The 25405-nt window shown below is 62.0% G+C and carries 23 protein-coding genes and 2 riboswitches; of the genes, 17 read left to right on the top strand and 6 right to left on the bottom strand.

Going from position 1 to position 25405, the window contains the following annotated elements; translation table 11 throughout:
- The first annotated feature begins 168 nt into the window (after nucleotides 1-168).
- On the top strand, nucleotides 169-1494 hold the full coding sequence (locus QMY55_RS15270; RefSeq protein ID WP_283485036.1) for a hemolysin family protein: 1326 nt from the start codon (nucleotides 169-171) through the stop codon (nucleotides 1492-1494).
- Between the two features lie 134 nt (nucleotides 1495-1628).
- On the opposite strand, the gene mnmC is transcribed toward QMY55_RS15270, so the two are convergent.
- The 3 genes from mnmC to QMY55_RS15255 all read right to left on the bottom strand — a co-directional run bounded on the left by mnmC (nucleotide 1629) and on the right by QMY55_RS15255 (nucleotide 4902).
- On the bottom strand, nucleotides 1629-3473 hold the full coding sequence (mnmC, locus tag QMY55_RS15265; protein ID WP_283485035.1) for an FAD-dependent 5-carboxymethylaminomethyl-2-thiouridine(34) oxidoreductase MnmC: 1845 nt from the start codon (nucleotides 3471-3473) through the stop codon (nucleotides 1629-1631).
- Between the two features lie 46 nt (nucleotides 3474-3519).
- The gene (locus QMY55_RS15260; RefSeq protein ID WP_283485034.1) at nucleotides 3520-4185 is read right to left on the bottom strand and encodes a trimeric intracellular cation channel family protein; all 666 of its coding nucleotides are present in this window, start codon (nucleotides 4183-4185) and stop codon (nucleotides 3520-3522) included.
- 51 nt (nucleotides 4186-4236) lie between these two features.
- Nucleotides 4237-4357: riboswitch (glycine riboswitch) on the bottom strand.
- A gap of 13 nt (nucleotides 4358-4370) precedes the next feature.
- Nucleotides 4371-4463, bottom strand: a riboswitch (glycine riboswitch).
- Between the two features lie 163 nt (nucleotides 4464-4626).
- Nucleotides 4627-4902: an oxidative damage protection protein gene (locus tag QMY55_RS15255; protein WP_283485033.1), complete on the bottom strand. Its 276-nt coding sequence runs from the start codon at nucleotides 4900-4902 to the stop codon at nucleotides 4627-4629.
- A gap of 145 nt (nucleotides 4903-5047) precedes the next feature.
- Between QMY55_RS15255 and QMY55_RS15250 the strand changes: the two genes are divergently transcribed.
- The 13 genes from QMY55_RS15250 (at nucleotide 5048) to QMY55_RS15190 (ending at nucleotide 18316) form a co-directional block, all read left to right on the top strand.
- Complete coding sequence (locus QMY55_RS15250; protein WP_283485032.1) at nucleotides 5048-6085, top strand: sulfate ABC transporter substrate-binding protein; 1038 nt, start codon at nucleotides 5048-5050, stop codon at nucleotides 6083-6085.
- Between the two features lie 58 nt (nucleotides 6086-6143).
- The gene (locus tag QMY55_RS15245) at nucleotides 6144-6347 is read left to right on the top strand and encodes a hypothetical protein (protein ID WP_283485031.1); all 204 of its coding nucleotides are present in this window, start codon (nucleotides 6144-6146) and stop codon (nucleotides 6345-6347) included.
- 51 nt (nucleotides 6348-6398) lie between these two features.
- Complete coding sequence (ssuE, locus tag QMY55_RS15240; RefSeq protein WP_283485030.1) at nucleotides 6399-6995, top strand: NADPH-dependent FMN reductase; 597 nt, start codon at nucleotides 6399-6401, stop codon at nucleotides 6993-6995.
- A 198-nt stretch (nucleotides 6996-7193) separates the two neighbouring features.
- Nucleotides 7194-8216 (top strand): sulfonate ABC transporter substrate-binding protein, encoded by a 1023-nt coding sequence (locus QMY55_RS15235; protein WP_283485029.1) that lies wholly within the window; start codon nucleotides 7194-7196, stop codon nucleotides 8214-8216.
- Nucleotides 8217-8236: 20 nt separating this feature from the next.
- Nucleotides 8237-9301 (top strand): sulfonate ABC transporter substrate-binding protein, encoded by a 1065-nt coding sequence (locus tag QMY55_RS15230; protein WP_283485028.1) that lies wholly within the window; start codon nucleotides 8237-8239, stop codon nucleotides 9299-9301.
- Between the two features lie 11 nt (nucleotides 9302-9312).
- Entirely contained in the window at nucleotides 9313-10617 is a 1305-nt protein-coding gene (locus QMY55_RS15225) for an FMNH2-dependent alkanesulfonate monooxygenase (RefSeq protein WP_283485027.1), read from the top strand.
- Between the two features lie 10 nt (nucleotides 10618-10627).
- On the top strand, nucleotides 10628-11464 hold the full coding sequence (ssuC, locus tag QMY55_RS15220; protein WP_283485026.1) for an aliphatic sulfonate ABC transporter permease SsuC: 837 nt from the start codon (nucleotides 10628-10630) through the stop codon (nucleotides 11462-11464).
- Nucleotides 11465-11599: 135 nt separating this feature from the next.
- Nucleotides 11600-12607 (top strand): ATP-binding cassette domain-containing protein, encoded by a 1008-nt coding sequence (locus QMY55_RS15215; RefSeq protein ID WP_283485025.1) that lies wholly within the window; start codon nucleotides 11600-11602, stop codon nucleotides 12605-12607.
- Nucleotides 12608-12668: 61 nt separating this feature from the next.
- Complete coding sequence (locus tag QMY55_RS15210) at nucleotides 12669-13601, top strand: CysB family HTH-type transcriptional regulator (protein ID WP_283485024.1); 933 nt, start codon at nucleotides 12669-12671, stop codon at nucleotides 13599-13601.
- A 97-nt stretch (nucleotides 13602-13698) separates the two neighbouring features.
- On the top strand, nucleotides 13699-14187 hold the full coding sequence (locus QMY55_RS15205) for a rhodanese-like domain-containing protein (RefSeq protein ID WP_283485023.1): 489 nt from the start codon (nucleotides 13699-13701) through the stop codon (nucleotides 14185-14187).
- Nucleotides 14188-14383: 196 nt separating this feature from the next.
- Nucleotides 14384-15316: a serine O-acetyltransferase EpsC gene (gene epsC / locus QMY55_RS15200; protein ID WP_283485022.1), complete on the top strand. Its 933-nt coding sequence runs from the start codon at nucleotides 14384-14386 to the stop codon at nucleotides 15314-15316.
- Between the two features lie 51 nt (nucleotides 15317-15367).
- The gene (locus QMY55_RS15195) at nucleotides 15368-16300 is read left to right on the top strand and encodes a family 2A encapsulin nanocompartment shell protein (protein WP_283485020.1); all 933 of its coding nucleotides are present in this window, start codon (nucleotides 15368-15370) and stop codon (nucleotides 16298-16300) included.
- A 48-nt stretch (nucleotides 16301-16348) separates the two neighbouring features.
- Nucleotides 16349-18316: a family 2A encapsulin nanocompartment cargo protein cysteine desulfurase gene (locus QMY55_RS15190; RefSeq protein ID WP_283485019.1), complete on the top strand. Its 1968-nt coding sequence runs from the start codon at nucleotides 16349-16351 to the stop codon at nucleotides 18314-18316.
- A 167-nt stretch (nucleotides 18317-18483) separates the two neighbouring features.
- On the opposite strand, the gene QMY55_RS15185 is transcribed toward QMY55_RS15190, so the two are convergent.
- From QMY55_RS15185 to QMY55_RS15175, 3 genes are all read right to left on the bottom strand, one after another.
- On the bottom strand, nucleotides 18484-18975 hold the full coding sequence (locus tag QMY55_RS15185) for a GNAT family N-acetyltransferase (protein WP_283485018.1): 492 nt from the start codon (nucleotides 18973-18975) through the stop codon (nucleotides 18484-18486).
- A 419-nt stretch (nucleotides 18976-19394) separates the two neighbouring features.
- Nucleotides 19395-20582 carry a M20 aminoacylase family protein gene (locus tag QMY55_RS15180; protein ID WP_283485017.1) on the bottom strand — a complete coding sequence of 396 codons (1188 nt, stop codon included), beginning with the start codon at nucleotides 20580-20582 and terminating at the stop codon, nucleotides 19395-19397.
- A 9-nt stretch (nucleotides 20583-20591) separates the two neighbouring features.
- Nucleotides 20592-21578, bottom strand: coding sequence for a Bug family tripartite tricarboxylate transporter substrate binding protein (locus QMY55_RS15175; protein WP_283485016.1), 987 nt, complete (start codon nucleotides 21576-21578; stop codon nucleotides 20592-20594).
- Nucleotides 21579-21672: 94 nt separating this feature from the next.
- Here QMY55_RS15175 and QMY55_RS15170 point away from each other — a divergent pair, with 94 nt between their 5' ends.
- The 3 genes from QMY55_RS15170 to QMY55_RS15160 all read left to right on the top strand — a co-directional run bounded on the left by QMY55_RS15170 (nucleotide 21673) and on the right by QMY55_RS15160 (nucleotide 24953).
- Entirely contained in the window at nucleotides 21673-22635 is a 963-nt protein-coding gene (locus QMY55_RS15170) for a LysR family transcriptional regulator (RefSeq protein ID WP_283485015.1), read from the top strand.
- 236 nt (nucleotides 22636-22871) lie between these two features.
- Nucleotides 22872-23747 carry a tyrosine-type recombinase/integrase gene (locus QMY55_RS15165; protein ID WP_283485014.1) on the top strand — a complete coding sequence of 292 codons (876 nt, stop codon included), beginning with the start codon at nucleotides 22872-22874 and terminating at the stop codon, nucleotides 23745-23747.
- A 9-nt stretch (nucleotides 23748-23756) separates the two neighbouring features.
- Nucleotides 23757-24953 (top strand): IS91 family transposase, encoded by a 1197-nt coding sequence (locus QMY55_RS15160; protein ID WP_224648616.1) that lies wholly within the window; start codon nucleotides 23757-23759, stop codon nucleotides 24951-24953.
- The last annotated feature ends 452 nt before the right edge of the window (nucleotides 24954-25405 follow it).

The following is a 25405-nucleotide window of genomic DNA, read 5'->3' as shown; positions in this document are numbered from 1 at the left end:
CGCCAGGAGGTGCTCACATACACCTTTCAGGGGCCGTGTTTTGACCGTGCGGTCCCTATCTCCCAGGAGGGTGCTTGCGTATGGCAATACGTGGTGGCGCCTGGGTTTTCATAGAATCGGGGCTTGTTCAATGACCGAGGCGCCTGGATTGAAAGCAGGTGCCTGACTATGGAAATAGCCATACTTTTCGCACTCATCTGTTTGAACGGCTTGTTTGCCATGTCGGAAATCGCGCTCGTGACTGCGCGCAAGACCCGTATGCAAAAGCTCGTGGACGAGGGCGACAGCGGCGCGGCGGCCGCTATCAAACTGGGAGAAGATCCAACCCGCTTTCTCTCCACCATTCAAATCGGCATCACCTCCATCGGCGTGCTCAACGGCATCGTGGGCGAGGCTGCTCTGGCCGGGCCTCTGGCCGTCTGGCTGACCGAGGTGGGCATGCAGGCCAGGACCGCTGGCTATGTCTCCACCGGTCTGGTGGTGGTGCTGATCACCTACTTCTCCATCGTGGTGGGCGAGCTGGTGCCCAAGCGTCTGGGTCAGACCCATCCCGAGGCCCTGGCACGCCTGATCTCGCGCCCCATCAACTTCCTGGCGCTGGCGACCAAGCCCTTTGTCTGGCTGCTGTCGGCATCGACCCGTGGCCTGCTCAAGCTCATGGGCGTCAAGGAAAACAATAATGCGGTGGTGACCGAGGAGGAGATTCAGGCCATCCTGGTGGAAGGCCGCACCGCCGGTGTGATCGAATCGCATGAGCACACCATGGTGCGCAATGTGTTTCGCCTGGATGACCGTCAGATTGGCTCGCTGATGGTGCCGCGCAGCGATGTGATCTGCCTGGACATCGATGACAGCCTGGAGGTGAATCTGGAGCGTGTGGAGCAGGCCGACCATGCACGCTTTCCCGTCATTCGCGGCGATATGAACAATATCGTGGGCGTGCTCAACGCGCGCCAGTGGCTGGCCCAGACCGTGCGCAACAAAGGCGAGAAAACGCTCAAGGATCAGCCGCTGCAGCCTGCGCTCTACGTGCCAGAGACCATCACCGGCATGGAACTGCTGGACAACTTCCGCAATTCCGATCTGCACATGGCGTTTGTCATCGACGAGTACGGCGAGGTGCAAGGCATCGTCACGCTGCAGGATCTGATCGAGGCGATCACCGGCGAATTCCAGCCGCGCGACCCCGAATCAAGCTGGGCCGTGCAGCGTGAAGACGGCAGCTGGCTGCTGGACGGCCATATTCCCGTGCCCGAGCTCAAGGACCACCTGGATCTGCCCAGCGTTCCCGAGGAGGAGCGCGGCCGCTATCACACATTGAGCGGCATGGTCATGCTGCTGCTGGGCCGCGTTCCCAGGGAGGCCGATAGTGTGGAATGGGAGGGCTGGCGCTTTGAAGTCATGGACATGGATGGCAAGACGCTGGACAAGGTGCTGGCCAGCCGCCTGCCCGATGACAGTCTGCTGAGCGGGCTGGTCAGTGCTGGCGATTAAGACTTCCGCAGGCTCCGATTTCTGAGTCAGATAGAGGCGGGTCTGTGGGTAATACCGCAGCATCAGCGCCTCGCAAAAAAGGGCTTGCAGTCAAATTGGCTGGAAGCCCTTTTCCATTCAGCGCCAGCGGCTATCTATCTGGAAGCACTTTGCTTGCTGGCCCTGGCATAGAGACGTGCCGAACCCAGGGCCTGGGCCAGCCTGGCGTCCAGCGGCAGCGGCTCGCCATGCAGCTGTGCGGCCATCACTTCGGCGCAGAGCAGCGACAAGGTCAGCCCGCGTGAGCCCAGGCCCGTCAGCACCCAAAGCCCGCTGGTATCTGCGCCGGCATCGGCTCCGACAGGACCGGTGACGGGGATGCGGTCATAGGCTGCACAGCGCAGGCGTGCCCAGGTCGGCGGCAGATCGGGCTGCTCGAAAAAGCCATCCAGTGCTCTGCGGCATGCGGGCAGCAGATCGGCCAGCTTCTCGCCGTTGCTGGCGTGCGCGGATTGCTGGTCTGCGGCAGAGGGCGGCAGCTCGGTCACATCCCGCTCGAAGGTCGAGCCCATGACCCACTGGCGTGCGCCCCGGCTGTCGGGAAAATCGGGCACCAGATTGCCATGACCGTTGACAGGAAAGGGCGGCATGGCGGCCTGCGTCTGCGCATCATGTTCTGCCACGCTGACCTGGCCGCGTATCGCTTGCAGTTCCCACTGCCCGGCCTCCAGGCCGCTGGCCGCCAGCAGCGGTGCAGTGGCCGGGCCCAGCGCCAGCACCAGCATCTCGGCTTCGGCCAGCGCCAGGCCTTGCTCATCCAGCGCCTGCCAGAGCCGAGCCTGGCCTGATGAGCGCCGGAGCCGGGCCACCTGGGTCTGGCCTTGCCATTGAATACCAGCTTGGTTCAACAAGGCCTTGACCAACTGGGCTGGCCGTACCCAGCCCGCCTGTGCATGCCACAAGGCATGGCTGCCCATGGGCAGATGTGCAGCCTGCAACTGTTCGGCCGTGGCGGGCAGGCTCCAGTGCAGGCCCCAGATCGATTGGGTATCGCTGCTAGCTAGCCATTGCAGCGGCAGATGTGCAGGCTGGTTCAAATCATGTTCGAGCACGCCGTCCTGCGCCCAGTCCAGGCCCGGTTGCAGCTTTTGCTGGCTGCTGAGTTGCTGCAAATTCTGGAGCGTGGTGCGCACGCCGTTGCGCGACAGGCGCGAGATCAGGCTGTCATCTGGCGAGACATGGGGGCAGAACAGGCCAGCAGGCAGACCCGATGCGCCGGCTGCGGGCTGCTCTGCCGCGTCCAGTACCGTCACCTGCCAGCCGCGCCTTGCCAGGCTGGAGGCGGCTGCAGCACCCGCAAGGCCTGCACCCAGCACCAGGCAGCGGCCCGGGGTTTGAACAGGCAGAGGCAGACCGTCAGAGCGATGACGGGGCTCCCACGCAGGGTCGTAATGCGCCATAAGGCCTGTGCCGGACATGGCTTGCTGCTTGAAACCCAGCTTGCTCAGAGCCGGCGCGAGAAGGCTTGCGGGGGCTGTCAGCAATGTGCCACGACGGCAGTGGCGGGCCAGATTCTTGAGTGCGTCATTCGTCCAGCAGCCGTCATCGGCATTGCTCAGGCTGATGCTGTCAGCGGCCAGTGGCGGCTGTCTGCGCAGCAGGTTCTGCGTATCGCCGATATAGAGTGTCAGCAGCACCTGACCCTGAGCAAATGACAGCCGGTGCACGCCGGGCAACAGGCCCCACCATTGGGCGCTCAGCTGCTGGCTCAGGGCCTGGGGCGCGCTATTGCCTGCCATGCTTTGTTGCAACTGTGCTTGGGTGGGAGGCACATCCAGCAAAGCCACAAAATGCAGAATGCGTGGGCGCTGCGGCAGTTCCTGCCATGCTGCCCAGGTCTGTAAAAAGCTCAGGCCGCAGCCGAAGTCGGTTTCCAGAACCCGCCACTGCTGGGCGTTGGAAGGCATTCCTTCAAGCAGGCGATGAACAGTTTCGGACATGGAAAACGTATGAATAGGGCGAAGAGCGCTCAAAGCCTGGGGGCAATCACTCCCAGCGCTGCTGGTAAGAAAAGACCGGCAAGCGCCACTTGAAGCGAATGGCAGCCAGACGGAAGGCCAGCCCACCGGCAAAGCAGATGATGGTGCTGATGTTCGGGCTGATATCCAGATAGCGCAGGCCCAGGAACAGCAGGCAGACCGTCAGCGAGACGCTGGCATACAGCTCGCGGCGGAAGACCACGGGAACCTGGTTGCACAGCACATCGCGCAAGATGCCGCCGCTGATGCCGGTAATCATGCCGGCCATGATGACGACGACGGTGGGGTAGCCCAGTTCCAGCGCCGTATTGCTGCCGATCAGCGAAAAAGCGATCAGGCCCATGGCGTCCAGCAACAGAAACACCTGCTTGAGCTTGACCATGTGGCGCGCAATCACCGTGGTCAGCAGGCCGAAGCTGATGACCAGATACACATATTCGGGGTGCTGAGTCCAGCCTATGGGGTAGTGGCCCAGCACCATGTCGCGGATGGTGCCGCCGCCCAGAGCGGTGACAAAAGCGATGACGACCACGCCAAAGATGTCCATATTGCGTCGGCCCGCAGCCAGGGCGCCCGACATGGCTTCCGCCGTGATGGCCACCAGATAGATGACCAGCATGACGGTGAAATTGGAAGCCTGGAACGAGTCCAGCAGGGATACGGAGGGAAGCATGAAGGCACTTGAAAATAGACCAGCCACTCACATCAGCGGAATGCCTGGTTTGCCTCTCCCGCTGTCCTTTGTACCTGAGAGTTGCGCACGCGGTCCTGCTGCGTGCTTGCCCCTTCGGTGAGCCCTGCTGCATTTTGCTTTCAGCGGCGGGCTGCTCTCCAGTTGGCGATATCCGGATCGGTTCAGATCCACCTGCGGTACTTTTTGCCTGAGCGATTATGGGAGTTTGCGCCTTCGGCGGGAACCGTTGAAGGGTTCCGCTCTCCCGCAGGATGGCCGGGATTCTAGCCAGTTTCTAGGATGGACTCGGGTTTGTACTGAGTTGGATTGACTGGTTTTTGCGCAGGGCCAGGGCTTGGCGCGGCTGGCCAGGCCGTCATCCCTGAACAAAAAAAGCCCTGAGGCCAAAACCCCAGGGCTTCTTCGCAGAACGTGCAGGACTTACTGCTCGCTGGGCGGCACATAGCCTTGCGCAGCATCGGCACCAGAGCCAAAGAAATGGTTTTCCATCTGGCGCGCCAGGTACTGGCGGGCGCGGGCGTCGGCCAGGTTCAGGCGGTTTTCATTGATCAGCATGGTCTGGTGCTTGAGCCAGTCGGCCCAGGCCTGCTTGCTCACGCTTTCGTAAATGCGCTTGCCCAGCTCGCCGGGAGCGGGGGGGAAGTCCAGGCCTTCAGCATCCTGGCCCAGCTTGATGCAATGAACGGTACGTGCCATGTCGAGTGTCCTCTTGTTTGATCTCAGATGTTTGGGTAATAACAAACTGAAATCTTAGTAGTTTGAGTTTTAAGACTGTGGTTGAAGAATGCATAGCAACGGGGGAGAAGCCCGTTTCCCATTCACTCCAAGAACACGCAGTCACATGAAAAATCGCCGCAACTTTATCAAGTTTCCCCTGGCCGCCGGTCTGATCGCTGGCTTGTCCCTATCTGTTTTGCCAACATTGCCCGCCCATGCACAAGGCGCGGCACCCGTGCAACTGCTCAATGTCTCCTATGACCCGACCCGCGAGCTGTATGTGAACTTCAACCAGGCGTTTGCCAAGCACTGGAAAGCCACGCAAAAACAGGACGTGAGCATCAAGCAGTCGCATGGCGGCTCGGGCAAGCAGGCGCGCTCCATCATTGATGGCATCGAGGCCGATGTAGCCACGCTGGCGCTGGCAGGCGATATCGACGCGCTGGTCAAGAACGGCAGCGTCAAGCCCGACTGGCAAAAGCGCCTGCCCCACAACAGCGCGCCCTATAACTCGACCATCGTGTTCCTGGTGCGCACTGGCAACCCCAAGGCCATCAAGGACTGGGATGATCTGGTCAAGCCGGGCACACAGGTGATCACGCCCAACCCCAAGACCTCGGGCGGCGCGCGCTGGAACTATCTGGCGGCCTGGGAATTTGCCAAGCGCAAATATGGCGGCGAGGCCGGCGCCAGGGACTTCATCACCAAGCTCTACAAGAACGTGCCCGTGCTGGATACCGGTGCGCGCGGCTCCACCGTGACTTTTGTGCAGCGCAATCTGGGCGATGTGCTGCTGGCCTGGGAGAACGAGGCCTATCTGGCGCTCAAGGAGTTTGGTCCGGAGAAATTCCAGATCGTCGTGCCATCGCTGTCCATCCTGGCCGAGCCTTCGGTGGCCGTGGTGGACAAGGTGGTCGACAAAAAGGGCACGCGTGCCGTGGCCGAGGCCTATCTGAAGTATCTGTACTCCGAAGAAGGTCAGCGCATCGCCGGCCAGAACTTCTACCGCCCCACGGATGCCAAGGTGGCCGGCGAGTTTGCCAAGCAATTCCCCAAGCTGGAACTGTTCACCATCGACCAGGCGTTCGGCGGCTGGGCTGCGGCGGACAAGGCGCACTTTGCCGACGGCGGCAGCTTCGACCAGATCTACACCAAGAAGTAAGCACAGCGCGGCGGGCTGGCCCGCCGCACACCAGGTCACAGCAAAAAAGGAGCGGGTTATGAGCAATTTCTGGAGCCGTCTGGGGCAGTCTTTCTTGAGCGCGGGAGCGATGAATGCGCGCCAGCCGCTGCTGGCGTGGGAGGCTTCGTGGGATGAGGCCGAGGCATTGATTGCCAGCGGCAAGCTGTGGCCTGAGCCACCGCAAACCCAGGCCGGAGGCAGGGCCCAGGAGGCATCCTCCAGCACGGTGCAAGCCCCCTGAGGTATTGCCTGCTAACAGCTCTTAACGCAGCTACAAACATCAAGCCAAGCCATGTCGATTTTGCTGATTGCCGGTAGTCCCACACAGCCCTCGCGCTCCACAGCCTTGCTGAGCGCCGTGGCAGCCCGCCTGCAGGCGCAGGGCCTGAGCACCGAGCCCTTGCTGCAGCTCAGGCAACTGGACTCTGAAGCCCTGTTGCAAGCCCGGTTTGACCACCCTGAAATTCGCGCCGTGAGCGAGCGCGTGGCCCGCGCCGATGCGGTGGTGGTGGCCACGCCCGTTTACAAGGCTGCCTATAGCGGCCTGCTCAAGGTTTTTCTGGATGTCCTGCCCCAGACGGCCTTCAAGGGCAAGCGCGTGCTGCCCCTGGCCACAGGCGGCAGCCCTCACCACATGCTGGCGCTGGACTATGCGCTGCGTCCCGTGCTGCAGTCGCTGGGTGCCAGCCATATTTTGCCCGGCATCTATGCCACCGATCAAAGCCTGCCGCTGCTGCCAGAGGGCGGCTATGGCCTGGCACCCGATATTGCCCAACGGGTGGACGACGCCGTCCAGCTGCTGGCGACCGACCTGCGCCGTGCCGCGCAATGGTCTGCCACGCACGAGTTCGAAGACATCGCGTTTGCCGATGTGCGATGTAGCGTCTAGACAAGAACCTGCAGGGCGGCAGGGCCGCCCAGGTCTTTGCCCGCTGGCCCATGGATTGGGCGAACCCGATTTTCCAAAGTCTTTGTTTTGATAGCAGTCTCCGCACTGTGATGGCCGCTCTACGCCTGAAATCAGGTCTGGATCAGTTATGAGAAGTGCCAGCAATGTGTGGACTGCGAATTCCCTGGATTGATTTTCATGACCGATAGCAAGCACATTTCTTCCACCGCATCTTCGCAAGTGCTGAGCACCACGCGCCGTCACTGGCTGGCCGGGGCTGCCGTGTCGGCGCTGGCACTGGCCGCCGGCCGCCTGCATGCCCAGCCCGGCAATGCCGTGCAATCAGGCCAGCGCGTCCTGCGTGTGGGTCACCAAAAAGGCTGGCTGTCCATCCTCAAAAAACGCGGCACGCTGGAAAAGCGCCTGGCCCCGCTGGGAGTGGCCGTACGCTGGGTCGAATTCAATGCCGGCCCCGTGCAACTGGAGGCGCTCAATGTCGGCTCCATAGACTTCGGCGATGTGGGCGAGGCGCCGCCCATCTTTGCCCAGGCTGCTGGTGCGCCCCTGGTCTATGCGGGTGCCACCGTGGCGCGCCCTGGCCTGGAGGCCGTGATCGTGCCCAAGGGCTCGCCCATACGCTCGGTGGCTGACCTCAAGGGCAAGCGCGTTGCCTATAACAAGGGCTCCAACGTCCATTACTTCCTGGTCAAGCTGCTGGAAAAGCACGGCCTGCAATACGGCGATGTGCAGTCCGTGTTCCTGGCTCCGGCCGATGCACGCGCCGCATTTGAAAAAGGCTCGGTCGATGCCTGGGTGATCTGGGATCCCTTCCTGGCTTCGGCCCAGAAGTCGCTGGATGCGCGCTTGCTGGCCGATGCCACAGGCGTGGTCAACAACCGTGCCTACTACTTCACCTCGCGTGACTTTGCCAGCCGCAATGCCGATGTGCTGCGCATTGCCATCGAGGAGATTGCCGCCATCGATAGCTGGGCCGCCAAGAACCAGAGCGCGGCAGCCGCCGAGCTGTCCCAGATTCTGGGCCTGGATCCCGCCGTGACCCAGCTGTACCTGAGCCGCGCACGCTACGGCACCAGCGCCGTCAACGCCGACATTCTGGCCGAGCAGCAAAAGATCGCCGACACCTTCTTCGATCTCAAGCTGATTCCCAAGAAGCTCAACCTGCTGCATGCGGCGCCCGTGGACCTGGTGGCCGCGCGCTGAACCCTGAAAGAGTTGTGATCATGAGTTCTTCTCTCTCCCGCCCCCGTTTCAATCGCGGCCGCCGCCAGGCGCTGCAGCTGCTGGGCACGACGGCATTCAGCTGGACCCTGGCCTCTCACTATGCCCGGGCCCAGACCAATCCTGTGGCCGGGGCGCCGGCCCAGCTGCGTGTGGGCTATCAGAAGTCTGCCGTCAATCTGGTGGTGCTCAAGCAGCATGGCGTGCTGGAAAAGCGTTTTCCCGGCACCAAGGTCACCTGGCTGGAGTTTCCTGCCGGCCCGCAGCTGCTGGAGGCGCTGTCGGCAGGCAGCCTGGACTTCGGCCTGACCGGGGACACGCCGCCCGTGTTTGCACAGGCGGCCGGCAAGGAGCTGCGCTATGTGGGGGCCGAGCCGCCCAAGCCCGAAAGCTCGGCCATCTTGGTGCCTGCGGACTCCACGCTGCAAAACCTGGCCGACCTCAAAGGCAAGCGCATTGCACTGCAAAAAGGCTCCAGCGCCCACTATCTGCTGGTGCGCGCTCTGGACAAGGCCGGCATCGCCTGGACCGATATTCAGCCCGTGTATCTGGCTCCGGCCGATGCACGCGCGGCCTTCGAGCGCAAAAGCGTCGATGCCTGGGCCATCTGGGACCCGTATTACGCGGCCACGGAATTGAGCATTCACCCGCGTGTGCTCAGCAACGGTGAGGGCCTGACGGGCAACAACTCCTTTTATCTGGCCTCGCGCCCTCTGGTGGACAGGCATCCGCAGGTCATCAAGGCCTTGTTCGAGGAACTCACACGCGCCGACCAACTGGTGCAGACCTCGCGCAAGGAGGCCGTGCAACTGGTGGCCGCGTTCAGCGGGCTCGACGCCAATGTGGTGAGCCGCTTCATCGGTCGTCGGCCCAGCTCGCCAACCACGCTGCTGGGCAACTCCATCGTTGCCGACCAGCAGCGCGTGGCCGATGCGTTTTTTCGTCTGGGCGTGATTCCGCGCCAGGTCAAGGTCGCCGACATCGTCTGGCAGCCAACGCCTGCGGAATACGCGAGTTATGGCCAGTCCGGCCCTGCACTTGCCCAGGCGGCAACCCCCAAGGTTTGAGGAGAGATTTCATGCAAGTTTTCTGGTTCATTCCCACCCACGGCGATTCGCGCTATCTGGGCACCGGCGAAGGCGCGCGCCAGCTCAGCCATGACTACATCAAGCAGGTCGCCATTGCTGCCGACAGCCTGGGCTACGAAGGGGTGCTGATTCCCACGGGCCGTTCCTGCGAAGACCCCTGGGTGGTGGCTTCCAGCCTGCTGCCCGTAACCAAACGCCTCAAGTTTCTGGTGGCCGTGCGCCCCGGCCTGCACCAGCCCAGCCTGGCGGCGCGCATGGCGGCCAGCTTTGACCGTCTCTCCGAGGGACGCCTGCTGATCAATCTGGTCACGGGCGGCGATCAGGCCGAACTCGAAGGCGATGGCGTTTTCCTCGACCATGCCACGCGCTATGAGCAGTCGGCCGAGTTCATCAGGATCTGGCGTGAAATTCTGGCGCGCAGCCACGAAGGCAAGTCGCTGGATTTCGAAGGCCAGCATCTGAGTGTCAAGGGCGCCAAGCTGCTGTTCCCGCCGCTGCAAAAGCCTTATCCGCCCGTGTATTTCGGTGGCTCGTCGGCAGCGGCCCATGATCTGGCGGCGGAGCAGGTCGATGCCTATCTGACCTGGGGTGAGCCACCGGCAGAAGTCGCCAAGAAGATTGCCGATGTGCGCGAGAAGGCTGCGCGTCATGGCCGCAGCGTCAAGTTCGGTATTCGCCTGCATGTGATCGTGCGCGAGACCGACGAGGAAGCGTGGGCTGATGCCGAGCGATTGATCAGCCGCCTCAAGGACGAGACCGTGGTGCAGGCCCAGGCCGCGTTCGCGCGCATGGACTCCGAAGGCCAGCGCCGCATGGCGCAGCTGCATGCGAGGGCGAGAAACAAAGCCCCCACGCTCGGCACTGACGCGTCCTCGCTGCCCCCCGAGGGGGCTCAATCGCCTAGGGGCGGCCCGTCGGCGATTGGGCGTACCCGCGAGGACCTGGAGATCAGCCCCAATCTCTGGGCCGGTGTAGGCCTGGTGCGTGGCGGCGCGGGCACGGCCCTGGTGGGCAGTGCCCAGACCGTGGCCGATCGCATCACGGAGTACGCCGATCTGGGCATAGACACTTTTGTGCTTTCGGGCTATCCGCACCTCGAAGAAGCCTATCGCTTTGCCGAGCTGGTCTTCCCGCTGCTGCCCGTCAACGTGCGGCAGAAGCTGGGCGGCGGCAACCCCGGCGGCCCGTTTGGTGAAACCGTGGCCAATCTTTATGCACCGGGCGTCGATACGCCGGGGGGCGCCGTGCCGAGCGCCGCTGCGTCGCGCGAAACGGTCCGAGTCTCGCAAAGCTGAAGGATTGAATATGAGCGAAATTCAAACTCTGGCCCTGAAACCCTCGGATCAGGTCGTTGCGGCCACGCCGCGCCTGGAGCTGTTCGCGCGGCAGGTCAGCCTGCGGCTGCTGCCCTGGTTGGTGCCGCTGGCGCTGATTGCCGTCTGGCAGGCGGCGTCGGCCCATGGCTGGCTGTCCACGCGGGTACTGCCCGCGCCGCTGGATGTACTGCGTGCGGCCTGGGCGCTGGCCGAGTCTGGCGAGCTGTGGACCCATGTCAAGGTCAGTGCCGGGCGCGCCCTGGCAGGCCTGGCCATTGGCGGCAGCGCCGGGCTGCTGCTGGGCCTGCTCACGGGATCGCTGCGCTGGGCCGAGACGCTGCTGGACTCCACCATCCAGATGGTGCGCAACATTCCCGCGCTGGCGCTGATTCCACTGGTCATCCTGTGGTTCGGCATCGACGAGTCGGCCAAGCTGTTTCTGATCAGCATCTCGGTGTTCTTTCCCATCTACCTGAACACCTTTCACGGCATCCGCAATGTGGACCCGGGACTGATCGAGATGGGCAAAAGCTACGGCCTCACGCGTTGGCAGCTGTACCGCGACATCGTGCTGCCCGGCGCACTGTCTTCCATTCTCGTGGGTCTGCGTTTTTCGCTGGGCCTGATGTGGGTGATCCTGATCGTGGCCGAGACCATCTCGGCCCAGTCCGGCATCGGCTATCTGACCATGAATGCCCGCGAGTTTCTGCAGACCGATGTGGTGCTGGTGGGCATCTTGCTCTACGCGATCCTGGGCAAGCTGGCCGATCTGTTTGCCCGTGGGCTGGAGCGCTGGTGGCTGCGCTGGCATCCGGGGTATCAGTAGCCTCCCCCTGAGCGGCTTTGCCGCTTCCCCCTCTCTCTTCGGGAGGGGGACGACAGCCTCGCTGCGCGGCGGCGCTTGCTCGCTGTCACGCACATGTGCTGCGCCAGTTTTGAACAGAAAAGACAGGAGTTTGTGATGGGCAATTTGTGGAATCGTTTGACGCAGTCTCTGGTCAGTGCCGGAACCATGAATGCGCGGCGGCCGCTGGTGGCCTGGGAGGCATCGTGGGAAGAGACCGAGGCCTTGCTGGCGGGCGACAAGCAGCGGGGCAAGACCGGGGAGGCAGAGCAGGAGCAGGCGGGCGAGGTCAGGGCAGCTGCGCTGGCCGAGCGCAGCCAGTTGCCCGGCGTGCATCTGCAGACCCGGCAGCTGACCAAGCGCTATGGCGAGCGCGAGGTGCTCAAGCAGGTGCAGCTTGATGTGCAACCCGGAGAGTTCATTGCCATCGTGGGGCGCAGCGGCTGCGGCAAGTCCACCTTGCTGCGGCTGGTGGCGGGGCTGGAAGAAGCCAGCGACGGCCAGGTGCTGGCGGATGGCGGGGATGCACATGAGGCCAGAGTGGCCAAGAAAGACACGCGCATCATGTTTCAGGATGCGCGCCTGCTGCCCTGGCTGCGGGTGCTGGACAACGTGATTCTGGGCCTGCCTGCTTCGGCACGCGAAAGAGGGCGCGAGGTACTGGCCCAGGTCGGCCTGGCCGACCGCGAGAAGGAATGGCCCGCGCGCCTGTCTGGCGGCCAGCGCCAGCGTGTGGCCCTGGCGCGGGCCCTGGTGCACCAGCCGCGCCTGCTGCTGCTCGATGAGCCCCTGGGCGCGCTGGATGCGCTTACGCGCATCGAGATGCACAGGCTGATCGAAGGTCTGTGGCGCAGCCGCGGATTCACGGCCTTGCTGGTCACCCACGACGTGCAGGAGGCCGTGGCCCTGGCAGACCGTGTGGTGCTGATCGAGGACGGCCGCATTGCACTCGACGAGCGCATCGACCTGCCGCGCCCGCGCGTGCATGGCGATGCACGCTTTGCGGCGCTGGAGACCCGCATTCTGGACCGCGTGCTGCAAAAGCCCGAGACCGATGTGGCCCAGGCTCCTACCCAGGACAGCTGGCCCGGCGTACCCGCGACAGGGCTGCGCTGGGCGATCTGATAGAAAACAAGAGAAAACAGCTGCTGACGCAAGAGGAGAAAGCGTCAGCAGCTATCAAAAAATGAATTTTCAGCAACTGCGATCCGTGCGCGAGGCCGTGCGACGGGGTTTCAATCTCACCGAAGTGGCAGCCATGCTCCATACCTCCCAGCCAGGCGTGAGCCGGCAGATTCGGGAGCTGGAGGATGAGCTGGGCATCGACATCTTTGTGCGCGCGGGCAAGCGACTGACGGGGCTGACACCGCCGGGAACGACCTTGCTGCCCATCGTCGAGCGCATGCTGCTCGAAGCCGACAATCTGCGCCGTGCCGGCGAGGATTTTCGGGCCAGCGAGCAGGGCTGCCTGTCGATTGCCGCCACCCATTCCCAGGCGCGCTATGCGCTGCCGCAGGTGGTGCGCGACTTTCGTGCGCTGTACCCCCAGGTGTCCTTGCATCTGCACCAGGGCTCGCCGCGCCAGGTGGCCGAAATGCTGATCTCGGGCGAAGCCGATATCGGCGTGGCCACCGAGGCGCTGGGCAGTTACGAGCAACTGGCCACCTTGCCCTGCTACCGTTGGTCGCACAGCATTGTGGTGCCGCCGGGCCATCCCTTGCTCGATGAGCCCGGCCCCGTGTCGCTGCAGGCGCTGGCGTGTCATCCCATCATCACCTACGAGCAGGGCTACACGGGCCGCGCCCATATCGACAAGGCGTTTGCGAAGGCAGGGCTGGCACCCGATGTGGTGCTGACCGCCATGGATGCCGATGTGGTCAAGACCTATGTGGAACTGGGCATGGGCGTGGGCATCATCGCGTCCATCGCTTTTGATGCCGAGCGTGACCGCCATCTGCATGCCATCGACGCGCGTCATCTGTTCGAAGTCAATCTGACGCGGCTGGCATTGCGCCGCGGTGCCTGGCTGCGCGGCTATGCCTATGCCTTCATTGAAAGCTTTGTGCCCACGCTGACCGCCGAGGTGGTTCGTGAGGCCGTGCAGTTAGAAGCGGTTTGATCCTTGTTTTTCGCATAAGCAATCTGATTTTTGTTCGTTGTTGGAATGTCTTATTGGGCGCAGCATGAGCTCATTGAATTCTTTAGATGAATCAGTCATGACAGATGTCTCCAACCTTCCCGCGCTGAAAGAAGCTGCGGCTCAGGCCGCGGCGCAAGGCTTGTCATTTGCCGGCTCCATCCCCCCGCGTGAGGCCTGGCAACTGGTGGAGCAGGGCCTGGCCCTGCTGGTCGATGTACGCACCGCCGAAGAGCGCAAGTTTGTGGGTCATGTGCCTGGCAGCGCCCATGTACCCTGGGCTACGGGTACGGCACTGTCGCGCAACCCGCGTTTTGTGCGTGAACTGACGGCACTGCTGGCAAGGCGGACGCAGGAGGGGGGTGCCCAGCCGAATGTTCCCCCCATCGCCTTGCTGCTGTGCCGCAGCGGCAAGCGCTCCACACTGGCTGCGCAGGAAGCGGCCAAGGCCGGTCTGGCCCATGTCTTCAATATCAGCGAAGGCTTTGAAGGCGAGCTGGACGAGGCCCAGCACCGCGGCAAAGGCGATGGCTGGCGCTTCCACGGCTTGCCCTGGGTGCAGGATTGAGCCCCCTGAGCCGCTGCGCGGCTTCCCCCTGAAGGGGACGACGGCCTTGGCTGCGGGGCGGCCCTTGCTGGCCGTCTCTGACTTGGGGCACGCCGGTTTTCAAGCCATAACGGTTTTTTGAATTTCAAAAATAGTAGCTGTCAGCGCTTTGAGAGAAAGCGTTGTGGGCTGTTTTGACTCTGAAAAGAGGTGAATGATGAGTGACTTTCCCATCCCCGAAATCGTTGCCGAGCTGCGCCAGGTGCGCGAGCAGTGGCGTGTACAGCAGGGCCGCACCGATACGGCTCAGCGTGAGTTTCCTTCGCGGGACGCGGTGACGCAGGCCATAGAGTCGCTCAAGGGCGTGCTCTATCCATTGCGCCTGGGGCCGACCGAGCTGCGCCAGTCCAGCGAAGACTTTTATATCGGCCACACGCTGGATACCGCCTTGCAGACGTTGCAGGACCAGGCCCGTATCGAGCTGCGCTACCGCGCCCGCCAGGACGGTGACCGCGATAGCGAACACAGCGAGCGTGCCCATGAGCTGCGTGCCGCCAAGGCCGTGCACGAATTTGCCAGGGAGCTGCCCGGTCTGCGCAAGCTGCTGGATGTGGATGTGCTGGCTGCCTTTCATGGCGACCCGGCGGCGCAGAGTGTGGACGAAGTCGTGCTCAGCTACCCCGGCGTGCTGGCGCTGATCCATCACCGCATTGCCCATGTGCTGTACCGGCTGGAGCTGCCGCTGCTGGCGCGCATGGTGGCCGAGCTGGCCCATGGCCAGACGGGCATAGACATCCACCCCGGCGCACGCATTGGCGCGGGCTGCTTCATCGACCACGGCACCGGCGTGGTGGTGGGCGAGACGGCGGTGATTGGCCGCAATGTGCGCATCTACCAGGCGGTGACTCTGGGGGCCAAGCGCTTTCCGCGCGATGCCCAGGGCCATCTGCAAAAAGGCTGGCCGCGCCATCCCGTCGTGCAGGACGACGTGGTGATCTATGCCGGCGCCACGATTCTGGGCCGCATCACGATTGGCCGTGGTGCCGTCATCGGCGGCAATGTCTGGGTCACGCAGGACGTGCCGCCGCAAACCCATGTCTCCCAGACCAGCCCGGTGGAAAAAGTCCATCCGCTGCCCGCTGCGGCCTGAGCTTTCAAGATTTTTCCCAACCCGTTCTCCCAACCGCTGTAACCAAGCTTCATGACAACCTTGCACACTCTGGGCGACAACGCCGCCCGCCAACTTGCCAACGCTACCAAGACCGCGCCTCAGCTGGCCACCATCACGCCTCGCTGGCTCACCCATCTGCTGCAGTGGGTGCCGGTGGAAGCGGGTATCTACCGCGTCAATCAGGTCAGGAACCCCGAGGACATCAAAGTCACCTGCACGGCCAAGCAGTTTGAAAACCAGCTGCCGCGCACCTTTGTGGATTACGACGAAGCGCCGCGAGAGTATTTCCTGAATGCGGTCTCCACGGTGCTCGATGTGCATACGCGCATCTCCGATCTGTACAGCAGCCCGCACGACCAGATCAAGGAACAGTTGCGCCTGACCATAGAAACCATCAAGGAGAACCAGGAAAGCGAGCTGATCAACAACGCCTCCTATGGTCTGCTGGCGCAGGTGACGGACGAGCAGCGCATCTTCCCCCTGAACGACGGCGGCGCGCCCACCCCCGACGACCTGGACGAGTTGCTGACCAAGGTGTGGAAGGAACCTGCCTTCTTCCTGGCCCACCCGCTGACGATTGCGGCCTTTGGCCGCGAAGCCACGCGCCGTGGCACGCCGCCACCCACGGTGAGCCTGTTTGGCAGCCAGTTCATCACCTGGCGCGGTGTGCCGCTGATTCCCTCGGACAAGATTCCCGTGGCCGATGGCAAGAGCAGCATCATCCTGCTGCGCGTGGGCGATCGCCGCCAGGGCGTGGTGGGCCTGTTCCAGCCGGGTCTGGCGGGCGAGCAAAGCCCGGGTCTGTCCGTGCGCTTCATGGGCATCAACGATCAGGCCATCAGCTCCTATCTGATCTCGCTGTACTGCTCGCTGGCGGTGCTGACGCCCGATGCGCTGGCGGTGCTGGACGATGTGCGCATCGACCGTTACCACGACTACTCGGCACTGGATACCTACAAGTAAAAGTCGCCGCAGCCCTTGGTTTTAAAGCGTTGGCGGCTATCGATTCCGATGCCTGCCAGCGAGTTCGCGATTCATTCAGGAGGAACGGTCTTGAGTTCCGATATTGCAAATATTGCGCCCGCCAGTGCCCAGCCGCCCATTGATCCGGCGGTGCTGGCGCAGCTGGCCAGCAGCCTGTTTCGCAGCCTGCCAGGCGATGCACCTGCCTTGCCCGTGCAGGGCGCACAGCCGCCTGCGACATGGGCACCCGGCGGCTCGCCGCTGGCAGCGCCCTCGGGCTTTTCGCCCAATGTGCCAGGTACTTCGCCGTTGCAGGGACAGGTGCCGGGCAGCAATCTGCTGCCGTCCAGCCCCGCCACCTCGCTCTCGCTGGTCAACCGTGCGCCGGCAGCACTGCCGCAGGCGCAGGCCGGCAATGGCGTGCCTGACAAAGCCTTTGCCGCGCTGCCTGCCTATGAGCCGCGCCTGGCGGGGCTCACGGACAGCGCGAATCTGCCGCAGGCTCCAACGGCAGTTGCTCCAGACAGCCTGGATACCTTGAGCCAGCAGGCGCTGCATGCCTTGTCTGCTGGAGCCCCGCGTCCCCGCTTTGTGGATGTGCCCGATCTGGGATTAGGGGCCGTCTCGTCTCAGTCATCGTTGCCCGCCAGTGCCGCGCCTGTCAGCACGGCGCCCCGGTTTTATTTTGTGGATGCGGTTACCTTGCCCAGCGGCTTTGTCACTCCGGCCAAGCCCCATCCGCATGGGCAAACTGCCAGCACGCCGCAGGCCCGGGCCGACCGCCACCCCGGCTTCGACGTCAACGCCGTGCGCCGCGACTTTCCGATCCTGGCCGAGCGTATCAACGGCAAGCCACTGGTGTGGCTGGACAATGCCGCCACCACACACAAGCCACGCCAGGTGATAGAGCGCATTGCGCATTTCTACGAGCATGAAAACTCCAACATCCACCGCGCGGCCCACACACTGGCTGCCCGTGCCACGGATGCCTACGAGCACGCGCGTGAAGTGGTGCGCCGCTTTATCCATGCGCCCGATGCGCGCGAGGTGATTTTTGTGCGCGGCACCACCGAGGCCATCAACCTTGTGGCCCAGAGCTGGGGCGGAAAAAACGTGGGCGAAGGCGACGAGATTATCGTCAGCCACCTGGAGCACCACGCCAACATCGTGCCCTGGCAGCAGCTGGCGCAGGCCAAGGGTGCCAGGCTGCGCGTGATTCCGGTCGATGATCAGGGCCAGATTCGCCTCGACGAATACGAAAAGCTGCTGAACGACCGCACAAAACTGGTTGCCATCGGCCATGTCTCCAATGTGCTGGGCACCGTGGTTCCGGTCAAGGAAGTGGTGGCACGCGCCAGGGCGCGAGGCATCACCACGCTAATCGACGGCGCGCAGTCCATTGCACACACGCCGGTCAACGTGCAGGACATTGGTGCGGATTTCTTTGTCTTCTCGGGCCACAAGATCTTTGCCCCCACCGGCATCGGTGTGCTCTGGGGCCGCCGCGAGGTGCTCGAAGCCATGCCGCCCTGGCAAGGCGGCGGCAACATGATTGCCGATGTGACGTTTGAGAAAACCTTGTTCCAGCCCCTGCCCAATACCTTCGAGGCGGGCACCGGCAATATCGCCGATGCCGTAGGCCTGGGCGCAGCGCTGGAATATGTGGAGCGTATCGGCATCGAAGCCATCAGCCGCTACGAGCATGCCCTGGTGGACTACGGCATGCAGCAGCTGGCCACCATCCCCGGCCTGCGCCTGATTGGCACCGTGCCGGGCAAGGCCAGTGCGCTGTCCTTTGTGCTGGACGGGTATACCACCGACGAAGTGGGCAAGGCGCTGAACCATGAGGGCATCGCCGTGCGCACCGGCCACCATTGCGCGCAGCCGATTCTGCGGCGCTTTGGGGTGGAGACGGCGGTGCGTCCCTCGGTTGCCTTCTACAACACCTTCGAGGAGATTGATCTGATGGTCAACGAGGTGCGCAAGCTGGCATCACGACGCCCTGCAACGCACTGAATCAGGTATCAAAAAGAGAGCGGCCAGCGTATGAAGCAAATGCGCTGGCCGCTGTTTTATTTCAAATCAGAAAGTGTGAGATCAAGATCTTCGGGATGGTCTCTGGTCGGCCAAATCCAGTTGGTCAATCTGGTCGCTGGATAGGAGGCCGACTTCATGCACACTGCTCAGCTATCTGACGGAACTGGTTCGTTGGGTGCATAAAGGCGAAAACGCTGAAAGCGAGCACCTTCAATGTCAACTTCGCCGTCAGGCTGGAAGCCCAGCCTGAAAATCCCTTTAATTCTCGTCCTTGAGGGTGGAAGCAAAATTGTTATGGACTCCAGCCCCTGAGAGGTGAATGCATGTTTAGCAATCTCTTGGCAAATCGCTTTTCCACTCCCCCAGAAGTCAGGGTGAAGCACTAAAGCTAGATCGGCGTCACCTTCTTCGTACTGCAAGCCGCCCCAGCCAGCAAATTTCTGATCAATTAGAAATGCCCACGGACCATAGCCATATTGCAGCCACTGTGCATCTTTTTGCTGGACCCATTCTTTTGCCTTCGCTAGGTCGAAGTTTGCACTTCCAAGCGGCATTTGCCTTAGCACATCGGGATTGTTGTTGAGCGAAATGATGTCTATCAGGTCAACTTCGGTAAGGCGCTTGAACTCCAGGGTCATGCTTAAGCTAAATATGGCTGTCTATCAACCAGACCCAGCATACCAAAGTGGTGATGGCTGGCCGCTTTACCTACAACTGATCGGCAGCTCAGGGGCCCTACCGGTCACTGTCGGCCAGTAGCAGCCTTTGAAGATGTTCCCGCAAGGGACTGCTTCTGGCTGTACGAGCGGTCTGTCGCCGGATGGCAGACTTCACGGGGCAACGCGATACACGGAGGGTAACTATCAGCAGCCCACCGAGCCCGCCAGCGATCGACCCGTGCAGTCCTTCGATTCTTGGTCAGCGACGACTGCTTTTAGCAAATGCAGTCAGTCCTAGCTGTATCGTTACTTCCTAGTCATGCTTCCACAGCAGTTATCCAAGTACCGACGCGGATGACGATCACTGATGTCAGTATCAATTCTTGCCTTGCAGCACTTCACTTCAGGAAGCGCTCCACCAGTCGCACAAAATAGCTGGCCCCGACGGGAATCAGCGCATCGTTGAAGTCATACGATGGGTTGTGCACCTGGCAGGGTCCAGGACCATGGCCGGGCAGGCGGTGGTCACCCTCTCCATTGCCCAGCAATACATAGCAGCCGGGACGTTGCTGCAGCATGAAGGCAAAGTCCTCGGAGTTTGTCAGCCGAGGCGCGTTGTCATCGACCTGCTCGATACCAACGACTTCCTGCATGACCGGCACCGCAAATGCCGTCTGCTCGGGGTCATTGACCAGCGCCGGATAGCTACGCTCAAAGTGCAACTGTGCTTCACAGTCATAGGCCGTGGCCGAGCCTTGGACGATATCCTTCATGCGCTGCTCGATCATGTCCAATGTGTCTGCACTTTGCGCGCGCACAGTCCCGCCCAGCCAGGCACTGTCGGGAATCACATTGACGGCATCGCCACCGTGGATTTGCGTGACGGACAGCACAGCCGCATCATCAGGCGTGCGATTGCGCGAGATGATGGTCTGAAGACCCATGAGGATCTGGCCCGCGCACATCAGTGGGTCCACACCTGTGTCAGGCTGTGAGGCATGTGTCCCCTTGCCTTTGACATCAATGCGAAAGCGGTTGCTGGAGCTCATGAATGGTCCGGCTCGCACGCCAAAGCTGCCTATGGCACGTCCCGGGGCGTTGTGCAGGCCAAAGACCGCATCGCAGTCAAAGCGCTCAAAGAGGCCGTCCTCAATCATGGCGCGCGCGCCAGCCTGTCCGCCTTCTTCAGCGGGCTGAAAAATGCAGTGCAGCGTGCCGTCAAACTTGCCGCTTTGGGCTAGATACCAGGCAGCTGCCAACAGTGTCGCCGTGTGGCCGTCATGGCCGCAGGCATGCATACGACCTGCGTGCTGTGAACGGTGTGCAAAGGTATTGAGCTCCTGCATGGGCAGCGCATCCATGTCGGCACGCAGACCTATGCGGCGCGCTCCCTGGCCGCGCCTGAGCGTGCCGACCACGCCCGTTCCGCCCACGCCGCGCGTGACCTCATAGCCCCAGTGTTGCAGGTAGTTGGCCACCAACGCGCTGGTGCGCTCTTCCTGAAAGCCAAGTTCAGGATGGGCATGCAAGTCGCGGCGAATCTGACGGAATTCGGGGTTGTCGGCAATGGCTTGAATGATGGGCATGGTGCTCTCTTATTGCAATTTCACGCTCAAACTACGGGCTTTGGCCTCGTCGCGCGCAATTTGATCGGCAAATTGGCGCTGCTCGGTCGCCGTCGCCACTTGCATGCCCATGGCTGTCAGTTGCTCGGGAACGCCTTTTGATGCAAGCGCAGCTTCCAATGCCGTCTTCAGACGAGCTATGCGATCCGGTGCGACACCCTTAGGAGCCAGCAGGCCCATCCAGCCACTCATCTCCAGACCCTTGACGACCTTGCCCTCGTTGAGCGTGGGAATGTTCTTGATCATGGGCTGTCGCTGCAAACTCGCCACTCCCAGAACCTTGATGCGACCGGCCTGGATATGCGGCAGGGCAGTTGCTGGCACCATGACAGCCAAGTCGATCTGCCCCCCCAGCAAATCTGTCAGCAGCGGGCCAGCGCCCTTGTAAGGTGCATGCAGCATTCGCACATTGGCGCGTTGCTGAAGGTCTTCCATCACCAGATGCTGCATGGTGCCCATGCCGGGGCTGCCATAGCTGATAGATTCCGGCTTGGCACGCAACGCAGCAATCACGCCATCCAAATCATTCGCAGGCAAATCCTTGCGTGCCACCAGCAGTGGCGAGTTCGAGCTGATAGGACCGATGGGCACAAAGTCCTTGGGTTCGTAGCGCACGTTTTTGTTGAGCACGGGTACCAGCACCACATCGTTGATGGAGCCCACCAGCAGCGTATACCCATCCTTGGCGGCGTTGGCTACTTTGGCCGCTCCCAGGGCACCGCCAGCACCGCCCAGGTTTTCGATCACCACGGGCTGACCCAGTTCAGCCGATAGCCTGGGCTGCACCACGCGGATGGCGGCATCAATGGAGCCGCCCGAGGCGAAGGGCACGACCAAGGTGATGGGTTTGTCCGGAAAACCTGCCGCCATGGCAGAGGCTGCCAGCGCCCAGGCAGTGCTGACAGTGGCTGCCGTGCAGAACAGACGACGGGCAAATGAGTGGGGCATAGAGGTCATGATGCGTCTCCTTATTGATGGCAAGCCTCGATAGCGGGCAAGGGCAAGTCTGGGGCATGAGATCCATCTTTCAGGTGCTAAATTGCACTTAGCTATGCAATCTACGACTACCTCGCACTTGCCCAATTCAGGGCGCTCTTCGGCCTTGCTCAATCGTTTGTTGGCGCGCACGCGGTTGCGTCAGTTGCAGCTGCTCGTGCTGATTGCCGACCTGGGCAGCATCCAGCGCGCAGCCGAAGTGGTGGGACAAACGCAGTCATCAGCGACCAAAGCTTTGTCTGAATTGGAGCGGATGGTGGGTTTGCCGCTCTTTGAGCGTCACGCACGCGGAGTACGCCCCACGTTGATCTGCCGCGACCTACTACCGCTGTTGCGCAGCATGCTGGGCTCACTCACTGGCTGCGCAGAGATGTTGGCTGCGGCCGCGGAAGGCGCGCAGGGTGTGCTCAGCGTGGGGGCTATTACAGGTGCCTTGTCGGGCTTTCTAGGCCGGGAGCTAGCGCCATTTCTTCAGCAGCATCCGCAATTGCGTGTGGAGGTGGTGGAAGACAGTCACCATGCTCTGTTAGCTGGGCTGGCGGCGCGCACGCTCGATATGGTGCTCGTGCGCGAGCCCGCAGTCGTCGCCAGCGGGATGCGTTTCGTGCCACTGTTGGAGGACAAGGTGGTTGCAGTAGCCGGGCCCACCCATCCGCTGCAACGCAAGCGTGTATTGCATGCAAACCAGATGCTTGGACAGCGATGGGTTCTGGCCCCCCTGTCCACGCAGATGCATGAAGCTTTCGAACGCTTGTTCGAAGCCTGCGAGCAATTACCTCAGCATTCACCTCTGATCACGCGCTCCCTGCCCATGCTATTGGAGTACCTGCGCACCACGGATGCAGTGGCGCTAACGCCGCTCAGCGTGGTTCAGCCCTTTGTACAGGCAGGCTGGCTGCAAGTGTTGGCGCTACAGTTTCCCTCCACACTGGCCGCAATTGGCTTGCTGGTGCCAGAAACACCCGAAAAACATGGCGTGGATCTGCTGACTGAGTACTTGGCGGACAGATCGCAGTAAGGAGCTTGTCTTCCTATTTCGATTGCGCTGTGCTTCGTAGAGGGCTCATTTTCTTTTGTGATTATTGGCCAACAGGAGTCGTTGAGCAGTCAAAGCTTGATGACCTCTCTCAATCTGAGGACTAAACCGCTCGCGCGGTAATCCGACGCGAAGGCCATGACGCAAGGTACATATCGCGCCCCTCTCTATGTTGACGAATGAGGCAATCGGCCTCGTTCTTCGACAGGAGCGCGATCATGACCCCCTCGATTCAAACCATCTCCCCGTTGCGTCAGCGCATGCTCGACGACATGAGAATGCGCAAGCTCCAGCCTCGCACCCAGGATGCCTATATTCGTGCCGTGTGCAATCTGGCCGCCTATCTGAAGCGCTCCCCGGACACGGCCACCGTGGAGGATTTGCGCAACTTCCAGCTCCACTTGGTCGATGCGGGTTCATCACCCACAACGCTCAACGCCACGTTGACGGGCCTGAAGTTCTTCTTTGATGTGACGCTGGGCCACATTGAGCTGATGGGCAAGATGCAGCCCGTGAAGCTGCCTCGCACCTTGCCTGTGGTGCTCAGCCACGAAGAAGTCTCACGGTTGCTGGCTGCCGCCTACAACATCAAGCACCAAGTGGCGCTGTCCGTGGCCTATGGCGCAGGTCTTCGTGCCAGCGAGGTTGTGCATTTGAAGGTCACAGATGTCGATAGCCAGCGCATGACCCTGCGCATCGAGCAAGGCAAGGGTGCCAAGGATCGTTACGCCATGCTCAGCCCGGTGGTTCTTCAGCGCCTTCGCACCTGGTGGCATTTGGCACATGCCCAGGGCAAGATGCTGCCCGGTGGCTGGCTGTTCCCTGGCATGACGGTCTTGGAGCCACTGACGATTCGTCAGCTCAACCGAGCGGTGCACGCTGCAGCCGAGGCCGCTGGTATCGACAAACGTGTCACGACGCATACTTTGCGCCATAGTTTTGCCACACACCTGCTGGAGCGCAAGGTCGATATTCGTGTGATTCAAGTGCTGCTGGGACACCAGAAGCTGGAGACGACTTCCATCTACGCCCATGTGGCGACCGATCTGCTGCGGGAAGTGATGGGTCCGCTGGAGCCAATGCTGCCGAGTTGAGAGGCACTCGTGCAGCGGCCCTCCCTGGAGGTCGCCGACATCTTTCTCCAACATGGCGCTGCTTGGCGTGAGAGCCAACGTGGTCACCTGAGCCTGTCTCAGCTCAAAGTGATGTCGGCCATCGAACAGTGCCGCACAGCGGCACTGGGTGGTCATGTTTTGCGCTGCGAAGACTGTGCTGCCGAGCAAGTCTCCTATAACTCCTGCCGCAACCGCCACTGCCCCAAGTGCCAAAGTGCTGCAGCCAAACGCTGGCTTGAAGCCCGCCAGAGCGACCTATTGCCCGTGCAGTATTACCACGTGGTCTTCACCTTACCTGCGCCCATTGCGGATCTGGCCTACCAGAACAAGGCGGTGCTCTATGGGCTGCTGTTTGATGTTGCCGCCGAGGTGCTGCAAACCATCGCTGCAGATCACAAACACCTGGGCGCTCGCATCGGGGCAACGTTGGTACTACACACCTGGGGATCGGCCTTGACCCATCACCCGCATGTGCACGGGATCGTGCCTGGAGGCGGCTTGGCAGATGGCGGTCAATGCTGGAGGGCTTGCCGACCCGGCTTCTTTCTGCCGGTGCGTGTGCTGTCCCGGCTGATGCGCAGACGCTTTATTGAAGAGCTTGAGCGTCTTCATCAAGCCGGCAGACTCCGATTCTTTGGGACACTGGCAGCGCTGGCCAATGCAGCGTACTTCCAACAATGGCTGGCCCCCATGCGCCAATGTGAATGGGTGGTTTATGCCAAGCGACCATTCGCTGGGCCGCAAGCAGTGCTGGCCTACCTCTCACGCTACACGCACCGCGTCGCCATCTCCAATAGCCGGCTGGTTGCCATGGATGAGCATGGCGTGCGCTTCAAGTACAAGGACTACCGGGCCAAGGGCCGCACACGGCACAAGACTATGACCCTGGCTCCCGAAGAGTTCATGCGCCGATTCTTGCTGCATGTGCTGCCCTGCGGCTTCCACCGCATCAGGCACTACGGCTTGCTGGCCAACGGGGCCCGCAAGAGCTGTCTGGCACTGGCCCGTGAACTGCTGCAAACCACTCCCATGCAGGCCGCCATCAATGACACAGCAAGTTTGAACAAAACAGCCAAGCCAGAGGCAGAGGCAGGAACTGCACCAGCCTTTGTCTGCCGTCACTGCGGCAAAGCCATGGTGATCCTGCAATGCTGGCAGGCCATCCGTGCACCGCCAGCATCATGAACAGCTTGCCGATCATTCATTTACTAGCAAGGTCGATGCTCATGAGCCATTCGACAGGGGATTGGCGCGCCTGTCTCTGCAGCAAGCAGGGCTGGGCATGCAATAGGACTACCAGCAGGTGCCACACAGGCATGAACACCTGCGCTTGGCGTCGCCTGCGGGTTGCATTCCCAGGTTGGAGCGGGCTGAACAGCTTGATTAGAGTGCCCAAGCTTGCAGGAGCAACGCTTTAATCCCCATAGCGTTTGCGCCCAGAACACCGACACAGAAGTGTTCCGCGGTTTCCACCATCGAGGCTTGTGCGACACCTGCCCTCAGGCAGGGAGCGATCGTCGCGTGGGGAGTCGTTCCGGGCAGGTATCCCACAACCCTAAACTAAAGCCGCCCACCAAACAATCGCATTGACTGGCCGCTATTGGCCGAAGCCGGGCCTAGCTACTTGTGAGCGCAGC

The organism is Comamonas resistens, assembly GCF_030064165.1.
GTDB classification, from domain to species: Bacteria; Pseudomonadota; Gammaproteobacteria; order Burkholderiales; family Burkholderiaceae_C; genus Comamonas; species Comamonas resistens.
This window is presented reverse-complemented; position numbering and strand designations above follow the sequence as displayed.